The 16,080-nt window shown below is 49.2% G+C and carries 14 protein-coding genes, 2 tRNA genes and 2 pseudogenes; 16 read left to right on the top strand and 2 right to left on the bottom strand.

Annotated features, from left to right (window positions below):
- Positions 1-51: 51 nt before the first annotated feature.
- From OGW44_RS01905 to OGW44_RS01980, 16 genes and pseudogenes are all read left to right on the top strand, one after another.
- Positions 52-843, top strand: a complete 792-nt coding sequence (locus tag OGW44_RS01905) for a YdcF family protein (RefSeq protein ID WP_016156603.1) — start codon at positions 52-54, stop codon at positions 841-843.
- A 199-nt stretch (positions 844-1,042) separates the two neighbouring features.
- Entirely contained in the window at positions 1,043-2,482 is a 1,440-nt protein-coding gene (gene aldA / locus OGW44_RS01910) for an aldehyde dehydrogenase (RefSeq protein ID WP_016153178.1), read from the top strand.
- Between the two features lie 149 nt (positions 2,483-2,631).
- Entirely contained in the window at positions 2,632-3,162 is a 531-nt protein-coding gene (gene cybB, locus OGW44_RS01915; protein WP_016156602.1) for a cytochrome b561, read from the top strand.
- 171 nt (positions 3,163-3,333) lie between these two features.
- Positions 3,334-3,753, top strand: coding sequence for a translesion error-prone DNA polymerase V autoproteolytic subunit (locus OGW44_RS01920; protein ID WP_016156601.1), 420 nt, complete (start codon positions 3,334-3,336; stop codon positions 3,751-3,753).
- Positions 3,754-3,755: 2 nt separating this feature from the next.
- A complete protein-coding gene (locus OGW44_RS01925; protein ID WP_032931970.1) occupies positions 3,756-5,024 on the top strand; it encodes a Y-family DNA polymerase in 1,269 nt (422 codons plus the stop codon).
- A gap of 278 nt (positions 5,025-5,302) precedes the next feature.
- Positions 5,303-6,604: an AppA family phytase/histidine-type acid phosphatase gene (locus OGW44_RS01930; RefSeq protein ID WP_185654639.1), complete on the top strand. Its 1,302-nt coding sequence runs from the start codon at positions 5,303-5,305 to the stop codon at positions 6,602-6,604.
- A 295-nt stretch (positions 6,605-6,899) separates the two neighbouring features.
- Positions 6,900-7,178, top strand: a pseudogene (locus OGW44_RS01935) (DUF1367 family protein); the annotation flags it as partial.
- Positions 7,179-7,444: 266 nt separating this feature from the next.
- Positions 7,445-7,520: transfer RNA gene (locus tag OGW44_RS01940), tRNA-Thr, on the top strand.
- 3 nt (positions 7,521-7,523) lie between these two features.
- A tRNA-Gly gene (locus OGW44_RS01945) sits at positions 7,524-7,598 on the top strand.
- A gap of 648 nt (positions 7,599-8,246) precedes the next feature.
- On the top strand, positions 8,247-8,465 hold the full coding sequence (locus OGW44_RS01950) for a DUF4222 domain-containing protein (protein WP_185654638.1): 219 nt from the start codon (positions 8,247-8,249) through the stop codon (positions 8,463-8,465).
- On the top strand, positions 8,456-8,674 hold the full coding sequence (locus tag OGW44_RS01955; RefSeq protein WP_185654637.1) for a hypothetical protein: 219 nt from the start codon (positions 8,456-8,458) through the stop codon (positions 8,672-8,674). The genes OGW44_RS01950 and OGW44_RS01955 overlap by 10 nt, the downstream gene beginning before the upstream one ends.
- A gap of 415 nt (positions 8,675-9,089) precedes the next feature.
- Positions 9,090-9,383 (top strand): hypothetical protein, encoded by a 294-nt coding sequence (locus OGW44_RS01960; RefSeq protein ID WP_260490284.1) that lies wholly within the window; start codon positions 9,090-9,092, stop codon positions 9,381-9,383.
- A 148-nt stretch (positions 9,384-9,531) separates the two neighbouring features.
- Entirely contained in the window at positions 9,532-10,068 is a 537-nt protein-coding gene (locus OGW44_RS01965; protein WP_185654636.1) for an Ail/Lom family outer membrane beta-barrel protein, read from the top strand.
- Positions 10,069-10,137: 69 nt separating this feature from the next.
- Positions 10,138-10,470 (top strand): annotated as a pseudogene (locus tag OGW44_RS01970) (phage tail length tape measure family protein); the annotation flags it as partial.
- A gap of 73 nt (positions 10,471-10,543) precedes the next feature.
- Positions 10,544-10,753: a DUF4376 domain-containing protein gene (locus OGW44_RS01975; protein WP_231040542.1), complete on the top strand. Its 210-nt coding sequence runs from the start codon at positions 10,544-10,546 to the stop codon at positions 10,751-10,753.
- A gap of 25 nt (positions 10,754-10,778) precedes the next feature.
- Positions 10,779-11,156 carry a DUF1353 domain-containing protein gene (locus tag OGW44_RS01980; protein ID WP_170973724.1) on the top strand — a complete coding sequence of 126 codons (378 nt, stop codon included), beginning with the start codon at positions 10,779-10,781 and terminating at the stop codon, positions 11,154-11,156.
- A gap of 217 nt (positions 11,157-11,373) precedes the next feature.
- Here OGW44_RS01980 and OGW44_RS01985 read toward each other — a convergent pair whose 3' ends face one another.
- Positions 11,374-14,778 (bottom strand): autotransporter outer membrane beta-barrel domain-containing protein, encoded by a 3,405-nt coding sequence (locus OGW44_RS01985; protein ID WP_185654635.1) that lies wholly within the window; start codon positions 14,776-14,778, stop codon positions 11,374-11,376.
- Positions 14,775-15,992, bottom strand: coding sequence for an autotransporter strand-loop-strand O-heptosyltransferase (locus OGW44_RS01990; protein WP_185654634.1), 1,218 nt, complete (start codon positions 15,990-15,992; stop codon positions 14,775-14,777). Before OGW44_RS01990 ends, OGW44_RS01985 begins: the two co-directional genes overlap by 4 nt.
- Between the last annotated feature and the right edge of the window lie 88 nt (positions 15,993-16,080).

A 16,080-nucleotide genomic window follows, 5' to 3' on the forward strand; every position in this document is an offset into this window, starting at 1 on the left:
TCACCGCCCGGTATGCAACCCGATAAAGTATTAAGATCAGGAGTCATGAGTATGAGCCAGTTTCCGACACTTTCCGCAACCACGCTTGCGGCGATCAATACTGTAGGGCGATGGTTGGCGCAGAATGATTTTACGGGGAATATCACCGTTCAGTCAGATTGCGTGATTCTGGCAGGGAACGCGGTTATTCCGACCATCGACGCCGCCTGCCGGATCGCGAAAGAGCAACAGGTTCCCTTGTTGATTAGCGGTGGCATCGGTCACTCCACACGATTTTTGTATGACGCGATTGCAGAGCATCCTCGTTACAACATCATTCGTACCACCGGACGCGCGGAAGCGGCGATCCTTGCCGATATCGCACATCAGTTCTGGCAAATCCCGGGGGAGAAGATTTGGGTGGAAGACCAGTCAACAAACTGCGGTGAGAATGCCCGTTTTAGCTGTGCATTATTGAATCAGGCGACGGAAAGTATTCATACCGTCATTGTGGTACAGGATCCCACTATGCAACGTCGCACGATGGCAACCTTTCAGCGCGTAACCCGCGATGAGCCGCATGCGCCGCGCTGGTTGAGTTTCCCTGGATTCATCCCTGAGCTGGCCCCACAGCAAGACGGCGTGGATTTTGTGCCAGCAGCAGAAGGTTTGTGGTCAGTGGATCGCTATCTGTCTCTCATAACCGGTGAACTTCCTCGCCTGCGTGATGATGCCACCGGTTATGGGCCTTGTGGCCGCGATTTTATTGCCCATGTTGATATTCCTCAGAACGTTGAGCAAGCCTGGCAGCAGTTGCAAAATGACATCGTGCTGACTGACTTACTGGAGAGCCGCTCTCTGTAATTCCTGTTGCCCGTTTGTCGGCGTTTTGCGGCAAACGGGCAAAAATCACACCTGTTTTTTCCCTTCATCATCACTTTGCCAGACGCTTTTATGAAGCCGCTCACAGAACAGCCACTCCAGCCATAATACGACCTGCATGATTGATATTAATTAACAATAGTTTTACTTGTTAAAAACAAATCAATCACAGGAGAGCCGCATGTCAGTACCCGTACAACATCCTATGTATATCGATGGGCAGTTTGTGACCTGGCACGATGATGCCTGGATTGATGTCGTCAATCCTGCCACGGAAGAGGTGATCTCGCGTATTCCCGATGGACGTGCCGAGGATGCGTGTAAAGCGATCGATGCTGCACAGCGCGCTCAGCCGCAATGGGAAGCGCTGCCCGCCATTGAACGGGCGAACTGGTTACGCAAAATTTCTGCGGGTATCCGTCAGCGAGCCAGTGAAATCAGCGCGCTGATTGTGGCGGAGGGTGGAAAAATACAGCAACTGGCTGAGGTCGAAGTCTCGTTTACCGCCGACTATATCGATTATATGGCGGAGTGGGCGCGTCGCTATGAAGGTGAGATCCTGCAAAGCGATCGTCCGGGCGAGAATATTCTGCTGTTTAAGCGCGCTTTGGGCGTGACTACGGGCATTCTGCCGTGGAACTTTCCATTTTTCCTGATTGCCCGCAAACTGGCTCCCGCACTGTTGACGGGTAATACCATTGTCATTAAGCCGAGTGAATTTACACCGAATAACGCCATCGCCTTTGCCAAAATTGTTGATGATATTGGCTTGCCGCGCGGCGTATTTAATCTGGTACTGGGACGTGGTGAAACGGTCGGTCAGGCGCTGGCCGCAAACCCGAAGGTGGCCATGGTGAGCATGACCGGTAGCGTCGGGGCGGGTGAGAAAATTATGGCTGCGGCGGCTAAAAATATCACCAAAGTTTGTCTGGAGTTGGGTGGCAAGGCCCCGGCTATTGTGATGGATGATGCCGATCTTGAACTGGCCGTAAAGGCAATTGTTGACTCGCGGGTGATCAACACCGGACAGGTATGCAACTGTGCCGAGCGCGTGTACGTTCAGAAAGGTATTTATGACCAATTCGTCAATCGTCTGGGCGAGGCGATGAAAGCCGTGCAGTTTGGCAATCCGGCTGAGCGCAATGATATTGCAATGGGGCCGCTGATTAACGCCGCTGCGCTGGAGCGTGTAGAGCAGAAAGTTGCACGAGCGGTGCAGGAAGGCGCCAGAGTGGTGCTGGGCGGTAAGGCCGTTTCCGGCAAAGGGTATTACTATCCTCCGACGTTACTGTTAGACGTGCGCCAGGAGATGGCGATTATGCACGAGGAGACGTTTGGTCCGGTGCTACCGGTGGTAGCGTTTGATACGCTGGAACAGGCGCTGACGATGGCCAATGACAGCGATTACGGTCTGACCTCATCGATCTATACGCAGAATCTGAATACGGCGATGAAAGCGATTAAAGGGCTGAAGTTTGGCGAAACCTATATTAATCGTGAAAACTTCGAGGCGATGCAAGGCTTTCATGCTGGCTGGCGCAAGTCCGGGATTGGCGGAGCTGACGGTAAACACGGTCTGAACGAATATCTGCAAACGCAGGTGGTGTATCTGCAGTCCTAATTTTTCGCCGGGTGAGCCAGTACGCCACCCGGCGCAATTCTCACACTTTGCTGGCGATCCATAAGAATAAGCCGGGTGAGCAAAAGTTAATGAATTTTTAACAAAAGCCCGTTATGGTGACGCATTATTGTTTTTATTCAGGAAGTGTTATGGGGAATAAGTATTCTGGCCTGCAAATTGGCATTCACTGGCTGGTCTTTTTGTTGGTCATTGTGGCCTACAGCGCTATGGAGTTTCGCGGATTTTTCCCGCGCAGCTATCGTCCCTTATTTAACATGGTGCACGTATCCTGTGGCATCACTATTTTAACGCTGATGGTGGCGCGTCTGCTGGTCAGGCTAAAATATCCGGCACCGCCGATTGTGCCAAAACCGAAGCCGATGATGACCGGAATGGCGCATCTGGGGCATCTGGTTATCTATCTGCTGTTTATTGTTCTGCCGATTATTGGACTGGTGATGATGTACAACCGGGGTAACCCGTGGATTGCATTCGGCATCGTTATGCCGCATGCGGCAGAGGCCAATTTTGATGTAGTGGATATGCTGAAGTCCTGGCACGTGACGCTGGCAAATCTGGGCTATTTTGTTATTGCTCTGCATGCCGCTGCGGCCCTGATGCACCACTATTTATGGAAGGACAATACGCTGCTGCGCATGATGCCGCGAAAACGCTCCTGATGTAATGCCCCGCAAATGCGGGGTATTTTTTTAGCCGATTATTTTTCCAGACATCATAAAAACTTACCGGCAAGATGGTTAAACAACGTCCAGTTCATCACACTCGCTACTTGATTGCTGCTCTTATTAAAATTACTGTATATAAATACAGTAAATGAGAGGCAGATTATTATGTTGTTTTTCCAGCCTGCGGAACACCGCGAAATTAAACACTTTCCGTTATTTAGCGATCTTGTGCCCTGCGGTTTTCCATCTCCTGCGCAGGACTACGTTGAGAAACGTATCGACCTCAATGACCTGCTGGTACGGCATCCCAGCGCAACCTATTTTGTTAAATCATCTGGCGACTCCATGAGGGGGGCAGGGATCGGCGAGGGCGATTTACTGATTGTCGACAGCGCCAGAAAACCTGCCCATGGAGACATCGTTATTGCCGCCGTTGAGGGCGAATTCACCGTTAAACGCCTGCAATTACATCCGGTTGTGATGCTGAAGCCAGAGAACAGCGCCTACGCGCCGATCATGATTAGCAGCGAGGACACGCTGGATATATTTGGCGTGGTGACATTTATCATTAAAGCAGCGGGCTGATGATGTTTGCACTGGTGGATGTTAACGCGTTTTATGCCAGCTGTGAGTCGGCATTCCGGCCTGATCTGAAAGGGAAGCCCGTTGTCGTTCTTTCAAACAACGATGGCTGCGTTATTGCCAGTAGCGTAGAGGCAAAGGCGCTTGGCGTTAATATGGGCGCTCCGTACTTCAAACAGAAAGATCTGTTCAGGCGCTATGGCGTGTTCTGTTTTAGTTCGAACTACGAACTGTATGCGGATATGAGCAGCAGGGTGATGTCGATTCTGGAGGAGTTGTCGCCACGCGTGGAGATATACAGTATTGATGAAGCCTTTTGTGATTTAACGGGCGTGCGAAACTGCAGGGATCTTACGGATTTTGGTCAGGAAATCAGAGCAACCATTTTGCAGAAAACACGTCTCACGGTTGGGGTCGGCATTGCTCAGACCAAAACCCTGGCCAAACTGGCGAACCATGCGGCCAAAAAGTGGCAGGAACAGACGGGCGGAGTCGTGGATCTCTCAAATATTGAACGCCAGCGTAAGCTGATGGCAGCACTCCCGGTTGATGAAGTCTGGGGCATCGGACGCCGTATCGGCAAGAAACTGGACGTCATGGGCATTAAAACGGTTCTCGACCTCGCGGGTACCGATATTCGCTTCATTCGTAAACATTTCAGCGTCGTGCTTGAGCGAACCGTCCGGGAATTGCGCGGTGAGCCTTGTCTGGCGCTGGAAGAGTTTGCGCCGGATAAGCAGGAAATTATCTGCTCAAGATCGTTTGGTGAAAAACTCACGGATTACAACGCCATGAGAGAGGCCATTTGCACCTATGCTTCACGTGCTGCGGAAAAGCTGCGCAGAGAACACCAGTACTGCCGGTTTATCTCTACGTTTATCAAAACCAGTCCGTTTGCCCTGAATGAACCTTATTACGGTAACAGCGCATCGATAAAACTGCTGACGCCAACTCAGGATAGCCGGGACATTATTACAGCAGCCACGCGCAGCCTGGACGCCGTTTGGCGAGAGGGGCTACGTTATCAAAAAGCGGGCGTTATGCTGGGGGATTTTTTTAGCTCTGGCGTTGCACAGCTGAATCTTTTTGATAATAACGCCCCGCGGCGTAACAGCGATAAATTGATGGACCTACTGGATACTCTTAATGCTGAAAAGGGGAAAGGAACGCTCTACTTTGCCGGGCAAGGGATACAGCAGCCGTGGGCGATGAAGCGAGACATGCTTTCACCACGTTATACAACAAGATACAGTGATTTGCTGCGGGTAAATTGATAGCCAAACAAGGCTTCCGCCCACCTTATTTATACCGGATCAATTATCCTTTCAATGACAGGACGTTGTAAATTGCCAACGATTCCATAACCTTGGATACCTTTCCAGCGCGGCTAAATTAGCGCTCCTTTAATACTTCGATAAGATACAAAGTTGATATGCAAAAAGTTGGATTGTTGTGAACTCAGGAGTAGGATTATTTCTATCTGATAGAACCAGTTATCGAACTGGCTTATACGAGTTGTTTGTTTTTCACTTACGAAAAGGTGGTGCTGGTAATGAGTACATTCATCATTCGTTTATTAATTTTTTCTCTCTTATGCGGTTCTTTCTCAATACGTGCTGAAGAGCAGAACGGTATGAAACTTGAGCGGGTTGTGATAGTGAGTCGTCATGGAGTAAGAGCACCTACGAAGTTCACTCCAATAATGAAAGATGTCACACCCGATCAATGGCCACAATGGGATGTGCCGTTAGGATGGCTAACGCCTCGTGGGGGAGAACTTGTTTCTGAATTAGGTCAGTATCAACGTTTATGGTTCACGAGCAAAGGTCTGTTGAATAATCAAACGTGCCCATCTCCAGGGCAGGTTGCTGTTATTGCAGACACGGATCAACGCACCCGTAAAACGGGTGAGGCGTTTCTGGCTGGGTTAGCACCAAAATGTCAAATTCAAGTGCATTATCAGAAGGATGAAGAAAAAACTGATCCTCTTTTTAATCCGGTAAAAATGGGGAAATGTTCGTTTAACACATTGAAGGTTAAAAACGCTATTCTGGAACGGGCCGGAGGAAATATTGAACTGTATACCCAACGCTATCAATCTTCATTTCGGACCCTGGAAAATGTTTTAAATTTCTCACAATCGGAGACATGTAAGACTACAGAAAAGTCTACGAAATGCACATTACCAGAGGCTTTACCGTCTGAACTTAAGGTAACGCCTGACAATGTATCATTACCTGGTGCCTGGAGCCTTTCTTCCACGCTGACTGAGATATTTCTGTTGCAAGAGGCCCAGGGAATGCCACAGGTAGCCTGGGGGCGTATTACGGGAGAAAAAGAATGGAGAGATTTGTTAAGTCTGCATAACGCTCAGTTTGATCTTTTGCAAAGAACTCCAGAAGTTGCCCGTAGTAGAGCCACACCATTACTCGATATGATAGACACTACACTATTGACAAATGGTGCAACAGAAAACAGGTATGGCATAAAATTACCTGTATCTCTGTTGTTTATTGCTGGTCATGATACCAATCTTGCAAATTTAAGCGGGGCTTTAGATCTTAACTGGTCGCTGCCCGGTCAACCCGATAATACCCCTCCTGGTGGGGAGCTTGTATTCGAAAAGTGGAAAAGAACCAGTGATAATACGGATTGGGTTCAGGTTTCATTTGTTTATCAGACGCTGAGAGATATGAGGGATATACAACCGTTGTCGTTAGAAAAACCTGCTGGCAAAGTTGATTTAAAATTAATTGCATGTGAAGAGAAAAATAGTCAGGGAATGTGTTCGTTAAAAAGTTTTTCCAGGCTCATTAAGGAAATTCGCGTGCCAGATTGTGCAGTTAAGGAATAAGTAACTAATTATTATATATATAGCGTATTAAAAAAATAGAAGCCCCCGGTTTGTAGTCGGGGGTATTCGTATTGATCATAATTACATGAGTCTTTCAATTACCTGTTCTTTGCGAGTGACAATCCAGTTACGCTGCTCCAGAAAAAATCCGGGCTGTTCAGCGATGCAGAATACATCGACAAAGCGCTCGGTGTTGCGGCTCTAAAACCGCTTTACACGGTGATTCGTTAGTTAGAAGTCTGGGACACCAATCCCGGTGCCCGATTTTGTGGCCACATGGGAACTATCAAAAAATAACTACTGGATACCAACAGGCGGGGCAATTACGCCGCAGGAACAAAAAATGGTCTCAGGTTTTGTCGATTTTCTTTGCGAGTTAGTCGGGCGCGAGCATACTCCCGCACTGAGCGATGCAGCAGAACAATATCTGCACGAAATCGCCACCACGAGAACCGGGGACATTGCGCAGCTCAATTCTTTCGATGCTTTCCGTGAATGGGTAACCATTCAGGTTGGTTTTTTTTACCCGGATGGCTACTGCGGGCGCCGGGCTAAATCCATCGCCTTTTCAAATAGCAACACTTAACCCGCCATCGTGCGGGTTTTGTTTTTTCTGAATATGAATTAAATAAACCGTTAGAAATTAACCATGCAGATGATATCTATGTTTTTTGAATTTTAAAAACATGTGAAATTGTTAAATAAAAACACAACAATAACTTTACAAAAATTGACATTACTTGTTGTTGAAAACAGTGATTTTATCCGTATTATTTATGGCGGTTCTGAGGGGATGACTTTTATTGCTCGGTCATGTTGGCTCCCGAAGAACCAATTAATGCCGACTAAGCTCAGTAGGTAGAGCAACTGACTTGTAATCAGCAGGTCACCAGTTCGATTCCGGTAGTCGGCACCATATGCGAGCATCGTATAATGGCTATTACCTCAGCCTTCCAAGCTGATGATGCGGGTTCGATTCCCGCTGCCCGCTCCAGTTTTCTTTCATATTATGTAGCGTCTATGAAAGAGAATGAGAGCCACCTCTGCATCCATCCTTGTGCAGTTGACGACGCCAGAGATGGCTCTCGAATTTAAGCTGACAAATTTGGTTTGCGAACCGACCTTTTTATGGCACAGATTAACGTAAGTTAGTCGAAGCGGGTCAGGAAATTGTGGGTGAATTTTGCTTCTCAGCTCCATAGGGGGCCGTGTGCCATGTTTTTTTGCATTCAAATATCGTCTTGTCGTTTACCAGTATGCGCGGTACTTTGGGTTAAAAAATTGATAAGACGTCATCTGAATGCAGTGATATCCATGTACAGTGGGGCAAAACAGCCCCCTTGTCTGCGTTTGATCAAATCGTTGCGAGTCCCAGTGGCTGACTGAGAACTCTCCGGGTAAAACCGGCACTGCATTAATTATTGAGGTGTTCCCAAGTGCGGGAATGGCCTGGAGAGCTTCAGTCGAAGGCTGTTGGCATATTATTTATTAAGACTGGTGATATGTCTCGGGAGGCACCCGACACCTCAACCATGTAACGCTTATCACATGTAGTAGGCGATACGACCAATAATAAAATTATATTTCATGCGTTGACCTCCACCTCCTGTGAGGTGGTTTTTTCAAATGTATATTGTGCTGTATGTTTGACGCGAACGATTTCCCGAGCCCTCAGCAACGGTATAAAGACGACCGTGGCACATTGGTAACAATAGTCAGTGTTGAGGAGAGGTGTGTTATTTTTATGCGGGAGGGATATCCCCATCCCTGCATGAGACCAATGTATAACTTCCTGGCAAAATTCAAAAAAATTGCAGAGGAAGAAGAGCAACCTGGCAAGGTAGATGATGTATGTTTGTAGTTCATGGATTACCACACGACCCTACAGATCATGATAGAGTAATTGGTTGGGCCGTTTTTCGTCCTGCCCCATGGCATCTGGTGGGGGTTTTTGCGACTGAGTATATGGCAAGAAAAGAACTACAAACACGAGGTGATGATTATCACGTGCAGTTAGGCTCCTATAAGCTTGGTTCCCAGGATTTTAAGGCATTTACTTTTGAACTGTAAAAATAGACAGAAAATCTCGGGTAAATAAAACATTGTTCGAGTATTGTAATGATTGCTAACTACTGGCCGATCAGGAATCGTCTGTATATAAAGAGGATATCAATGGGGGTATGGTTTGTGTTAAGCGGGATGCTTTGCTTCTTTATTGCACATCTGGCAGATAAGTACTCTAAAAAAATGGTAGCAAACATAACAATTTTTGGAGGGATATTCATGATAGCCCTCGCAGCCTTATTCTAATTAAGGTTTACCTCAATTTTAGGGGTTGGTTCATCCAAATTTGTCATTAAATAGTAATTAGGTATCTGTTTGTTGAAACCCGCCATTGAGCGGGTTTTGTCGTTTCTGAGACTCGTTACGGCGGGCCATTTTCATATCCGCGCCATCGCACCAACAAACCAAAAGTCATCTGCGGGTGGCTTTGATCGGGCTTTGTTTTTTATGGGGCGCTGGTGGTCTTTTTTATTTACAGGAGAAGTTATGGTTACCCGAACCAGACATTGATGCAATTACCTGGGGAATGTTAAATGCTTTTGCAGTCATTTCTCGATCCCGTCGTTGTGTAGGAATGACTGAGCAACCGTTACAATTATCTATAAGGGATATTAATGACCATTTTTCAATCTATACTTTGCTAATTGAGCGTAAGGAGTTTGATACAGCAATATTCGCTCTTGATGAAGAATGGTTAATGATAAATAGTAACTAGTGAAAACATTACAAATGCATAATTGTGCATATCAAAAATTTCTTCTGTTATTAATTGTTGGCTAAAAATATTTATTTTCATAAACTAAGGTTGCGCCATTGAGAATCTGGCGCATTAATAAATTTTGTTAAACTAAAAAGGATTTGTTATGAAAAGAGCAGTTTTGGCAACATTTATTATTGGTGCTTTTTTTGCATCTGGGACAGCAAGTGCAGAACAATTGAAGCATACTGTTTTAGGTGGTTATGCACAAAGCAATGTTAAAGCTGGTGGTGAGAGCTTAAAAGATGACCCAACTGGTTTTAACGTAAAATACCGCTATGAGTTAAATGAAAATTTAGGGGTTGTATCTTCATTTACGTATACAGGGGAAAGCTATAATTACTATTTCGGCGGATACAAATTTGGTAATGTAGACTTAGATTATTATTCTATTTCCGCTGGCCCATCTTATCGCTTTAACGACTATGTTAGTGCATATGGTTTATTAGGAATTGCCCATGGACGAGTAGAATCTAATGTACTGGGTTTCTCTGATTCTGAAAGCAAAACCTCTGCAACCTATGGTGTTGGTTTACAATTTAACCCTGTACCCAACTGGGCGATCGATACGTCTTATGAATATTCCAAACTGGGGGATGTGAAAGTCGGTACTTGGATGGTTGGCATCGGTTACCGCTTCTAAGAATCCACACTTCTCTGGTGTCTGGCCCTGCGCATTGCGCGGGGCTTTCTATTTTTCCGGAGTCATTAAATGACAGAGCAAACCTCGCGCCTTGCAATAATTATCGATAGCACTAGAGCTAAAAATAATGCTGACAGTTTGACCTCTGCATTGGTCAAGATGACGCGGGCAGGTGAGAATGCAGCGGCAGGGGCTAAAAAGCTAACTAAAGCAACAGATGAAGAAAAATCTGCACTTTCGGAACTTTTGGATCAAATCGATCCGCTAAATGCGGCATTAAATAAGTTGGATAAACAGCAACAGCAACAGCAACAGCAACTGGCAAAATTCAAATCTAAAGGAATGCTGGATGATGAAACGTTTGCTAACTATTCCCTGAAAATTGACGAAGCTCGTACCAAACAGGAGGCTCAGCCGCACACGTTTGAATGGAACCGGTGGGGCCGATTCCATGGCCCGGCTCGCACCGGTAGCGATGGCGGCGAAAGTGTCTGGTGCGAGGGCAATGCTGGGCTGGAGTGACGTGTCGAATAACTCAGTTTCGCTGACAATGAAACAGCTAAAGGAACTGGCCGGGGCAATGGCGCAGGCGATGGTGACGGAGGGGGGACGGATCCACGAACGCCAGCGCCAGATGAAGGACGAGGTTGCTGCGCTGCAGACGCTGGAGGATATTCGTGCATAACGGGTGGGATGGCCGGAGGTGGGAAGTGAGTAAATTTACGACCCCAGCCGCGCTGGAAATGTTCGATGATTATCGCTGGCGTCTGTTTGAGCCGTTTGAATTCTGGCTGACGGATAACTCGGATGATGTGATACATGTCCCCGCAGAGTACGTTACCGACCTGGCCAGTATATCGCGCCTTCTCTGGTCAGTATTCCCGCCACATGGTCGTTACGCGAAAGCCGCCATCATTCATGACTGGATGTATGAGAACGGACTCCGGACGAAAAGGGCGGCTGACAGGATTTTCCTGGATGGAATGGTCGTACTGGGTGTACCGCACTGGCGGCGTCTGATGATGTACTGCGCTGTACGTCTCTTCGGACGGGGTAACTACGAACTGGCACATCAAAAGACAATGTGATTTCAGGAACCCACAAATCCGGGATATATGTGTGCCAGTAAATATCGGCCAGCGTTTTATGGAAGGGGCCACTCAACTTTAAAAGTGAACGACCGTTCATTGCACCATGCTTCATTCTTCTGGAAAAAAGAGCGGCACCTGACCGGCACCGCTCATTGCGTGAATATTCAGCTGAAGGGGAGACAGCCACAGATGTGGCTGCCGTTTCTATCCCTGGTTAGAAGTTGATGCGAAAACCGACGCTACCGGTCACCGGAGACTCGATATTCACTCCTTTCTGGTAGTTTGCCTCAGCCCACACCTCTGCATTTGGTGTCAACTGGGCACTGACCCCGGCACCGTATTTACCTGTCGTCCCTGAGATATCGTTGGTAAAGTCATAGCGGTCGTTAATCCGGACTTTGTTGTTGTCCGAAAACTCATGGCTGATCGCCGCCTTAAGGTACGGTTTGACTGTCTTACCGGCAATGTCAAGGTTCATGCCCAAATTAACACCGGTCTCGGCCTGCAGAGATTTGGTCGTCCCGATGCTGGCTTTCATGCCGTTATTCAGGCTGATATCCTTCGCATCTGCGCGGAACGCCGTTGTCCGCACATATGGCTGAGCCCATGTATTGTCATTCAAACTGAAGGTCTTGCCCGCTTCGAGACTGCCGCCGAAACCGTTCTGGCTGTAATCGCCTTTAACTGCCGTACCGTCACTCATCCAGGTTCGCAGCTCATTATTAAAGCGGTTATATTTCAGCACACCGTCCACGTAGTAGCCGTCATTATCAAACCAGGTGGCATACAGACCGCCGCCGGTACTGCCGATCGTACTGTCTCCGCCCCGATTATGGCTAATGCTGTTGTCAGTGTAAGAGACGAATGCTCCCACAGCTAAACGGCTTTCCCCCAGATCAAAGACCTTGTCACCACCGGTTTCGAAACCGTTCTGGGTCAGGGCGTAACCCGAGCTTGCTCCGCCACTGATGCGATTATCAGACCCGGTATAACGGCCCCATACACCTCCTGGCGAACGGGTGTTCTGCATGAAATCGCCGTGACGGAAACGTAGATTCTGCAGCTCGCTGTTAAAAACGTATACCGGTGCGGTTGCCATGCCCAGTACCGCGTCGGCTGATTTTGTTGTGCGACGCACCGGAGACGACGATATACCTGAATCTGGTTTACCTGCATCCGGGTTACCTGCATCCGGGTTACCTGCATCCGGGTTACCTGCATCCGGGTTACCTGCATCCGGGTTACCTGCATCCGGGTTAGTCGGCGGAGTAACCGGAGGAGGCGTGTCAGCCTTCAGATACCAGTTTGTATTTTCCTTACGCAGGCCGTATTCCCAGGTACCGGCATCGACTTTCCCGCCTTTCAGGGTAAACGCAGCGTCACCGCCACCGGTCTGCACCACCTGAAGCGGCGCACCAGCAGATACTGGCTCCCGTCCTGTGTTTTTGATATCCAGCACAAAGTTACCGCTGGCATTGCCCGCGACATTCAGCATATCTCCGGTATGCGATGCGATATCAGTGTTCATCCGGAACGTCCCGCTACCCGACAGGCTCCCGAGCGCCAGGGACACCGCCTGGAAGGCTGGCGTCAGACGCGTGGTTGTTGACGGACGGAAATCAACGGTCCCGTTATCCAGCGTTAATGCGCCGACAGTGGAGTCACCATCGAGATGCCAGACAGACGCACCTTTAATCGCCATGTCACCTGCGCCGGTACTGTCTCCCGCCACGTTCCCCGTCAGGATGGTCCCGTTATCCAGAGTCAGGGTGGTGCCTGACTGTGTCGTCACATTAGCCTTAGCCTGAAGGGCATCCATCGTCATGGCACCGCCACTCTGAAGGGCAATCCCACCGTCCTGAGACAACAGACCGCTGAAGCGGGTGCTCCCGCCTTCCTGTGTCAGGGTACCGGTCCCCGTCAGGGTACCTGCGAAAGTCGCGGCACTGTTGTTGAGGAAATACAGGTTCCCTTCATTTGTGACCACATCACCGACCAGTATACTTTTATCCAGCAGGGTAGTGGTGCCACGGAGCACACCGCCGCTGCGGACATCCAGCGTACCATCACTGCCAACAGTTGTAGCGCTGGCCTGATGACCGTCAAACACCGTCAGGTATCCGCCGTTCTCCAGCAGCATATTGGCTGCACTGCCGCCAGCGATACTGAAGCTGCCGTTATCGTTGGTACCACTCACGACTGCACTGGTATTGGTGACGACAGCCCCTCCACTGTTCTGGGTAACCTTAGAGGCTGAACCACCGGCTTCCACCTGCATCATGCCGCCGCTTGTAATGGTCGTTTCTGTGACATTGCCGTCGATGTAAATATGCTGACGCCCACCACTGTAAACAGTTGTGTTAATAGCGCTACCGCCACTGGAGACGTACTGGCGTCCACCGTTGTTAACAGTAGTATTCGTGGCATTTCCGCCATAGAGATACTGCTTCCCGTCGGTGTTAATGGTGGTGTTTTCGACACCAGCTCCGCTGGAAACAAACTGGCGCCCATTGTCGTTAATTGTGGTTCCCGTCGCACTACCACCGACAGAGATATACTGGCGCCCACCGCTGTTAATAGAGGTGTCCGTGGCGAGTCCGCCTGCGGAGACAAACTGACGCCCACCATTATTGACAGAGGCGTTCAAGGCCTTGCCACCGCTGTAGACATACTGGTTTCCTCCGCTGTTAACGAGGGTGCTCGTAGCAACACCGCCACCAGAGACTGCCTGGACACCACCACTATTAAGGGAAGTGCTCGTGGCACTTCCGCCTGAATTGATATTCTCGCGGCCACCGTTATTAACGATGGTGCCCGTGGCACTACCGCCGCTGGAGACATGCAGTAAGCCGTTATCGTTAATAATGGTGTCAGTAGCAGAGCCTCCGGATATTAAGTACATCACACCACCACTGTTGACGGTGGTATTGATTGCGGTACCGCCGCTGGAGACATACTGACGCCCACCACTGTTAATGGTTGTATCAGTGGCGTTACCACCACTGTTGACATACTGATTCCCACCATTGTTAATAGTGGTACTCGTGGCACTACCACCGCTGTGAACATTCTGGGTACCACCATAGTTGACGGTGGTACTGGTGGCACTACCGAAGACTTGTTGCTTCCCGGAGGCGCTAACAACGGTGTTCGTGGCACTGCCACCGATGTAGACATTTTGCTCACTTATCATACCGCTGATGTAGGTGTTCGTGGCGCTCCCTCCACTGGAAACGTGCTGGTACCCAGCTTTAATGGTGGTGTCTGTGGCACTACCGCCGTTGAAAACATGCTGCTCCCCCCACAGGCTAATGGTGGTACTCGTGGCATTACCTCCGCTGGAGATGTATTGCATCCCACTAGTGTTAATGGTCGTGTTTGTTGCCGTGTCGCCTGCACCCAGAGACATGGAAGAGCTTGCACCTCCTTTTCCCAGCGTCAGATTGTCATAGTCTGCCGCCAACACAGGCTGTGACGGCAAAAGCAGGCCGGCAATCAGCCCTGCCAGAGCGGTGCGCTTGATTTGACGCGGACGACGTCCCCCTTTACGGGTCAGCTCTGAGGTAACGACCCACATCCCGGTGGATTCGTTCCAGACAGTGTTAAATACCTTATTCATTGCTTACTCTCTTCTCTTGGGGTGTCCTCAACACCCTGCTCAGTTATAGAACGGTGAAGTTTATTGATGACGCCATTGACCTGGGCGCCAGTTATCAGCCGGGTACATTCAAATTGCCGGTTTGTGTTTTTATGTCTCGGGCACCACAGGAAATCCTTGTGGTCAAAATTCAGCGATGTGTCGTCCCAGCATCCGTAGCAGCCATGGGAGTTAAACACCCGCCACGGGGTATAAAACTCGCTGTTGGGCAGGCTGAAGCCACTTATCAGCACCACCGGAATACCGGTAGCCCAGGCCAGCCATGACAGGCCGCTTGCCAGCCCAATAAAGAAACTGGCATGCCGCAGCAGGTTCACCCGCTCCTGAAGGGGGAGTTTGCCGGTGAAGTCCTCGGCTCCCCAGGGGATGTGGTTCCAGACAAAGCCCTGGCCATAATGGGCATCCCGGTCAATGCACAGCACCCGGTAGCCCAGCGATTTCAGGTGCGCCACGACCTCACTCCAGCCGGTGCCGTTGTTCCAGTATTTCGCCTGACAGGTGGACTGCGTGGCGATGCACACGTAAGGCTCCTGGATAATCCGGGGCGCAGACAGGTCCAGCCGGACGGGGGCTTCGCGCGGGTCAACGCCCAGAATGTAGCCTGCAGACCGGTGAAAACCGACCTTGCGAAAATCCACCGGCTGGTTGTCGGTATCGCCGCCAAAATAGAGCCCCACCCGGTAAGTGGCATAAGGCGTCACCGTGCGCGGCTTATCCGGCGTGGAAAACTGTATCTGCGGATACTGAGGTGCCAGCAGGTCGATAATGTCCTGTGCCATCGTGCATTCCAGCTGGCACTTGTGCAGAGCCTGGAATCGTTCGGCATAAGGGAACCAGCCGAGCAAATCGCCCAATGTCCCTGTGGGGAATGAAATCAGCACCGGCCGGTCTTTTAATTTCAGGGTTTCGTCCAGCAGGGGCGTTTCTTCCCCCTGACGGAATACCTGAATGCGGAAACGCACGAAATATTTCTTGCTGCTGGTCACCCAGCCTTTTTCCACATCGCAGCAGAAAAGAATATTGTCTGAATCTGCATCCAGCAGACGCACGTGCCACTTCCCTTCTGGAAGCAATACACGGGCGCCATCATTAAAGTCATAAAAGATATTGTCAGGTCCGGCCTGAGTTGGAGTTTCAGGCGGAGCGATAAAAAATGTATTCTTCAGCGTTGACATATTCTCACCTTCAAAAATATATAAGCGTTGAAAAGCACATGAACTATTAAATATTAGTTACAAAGAACTGACAAAAGCATCCGAATAT

This window comes from Citrobacter sp. Cb023 (genome assembly GCF_030336805.1).
Classification (GTDB): Bacteria; Pseudomonadota; Gammaproteobacteria; order Enterobacterales; family Enterobacteriaceae; genus Citrobacter; species Citrobacter braakii.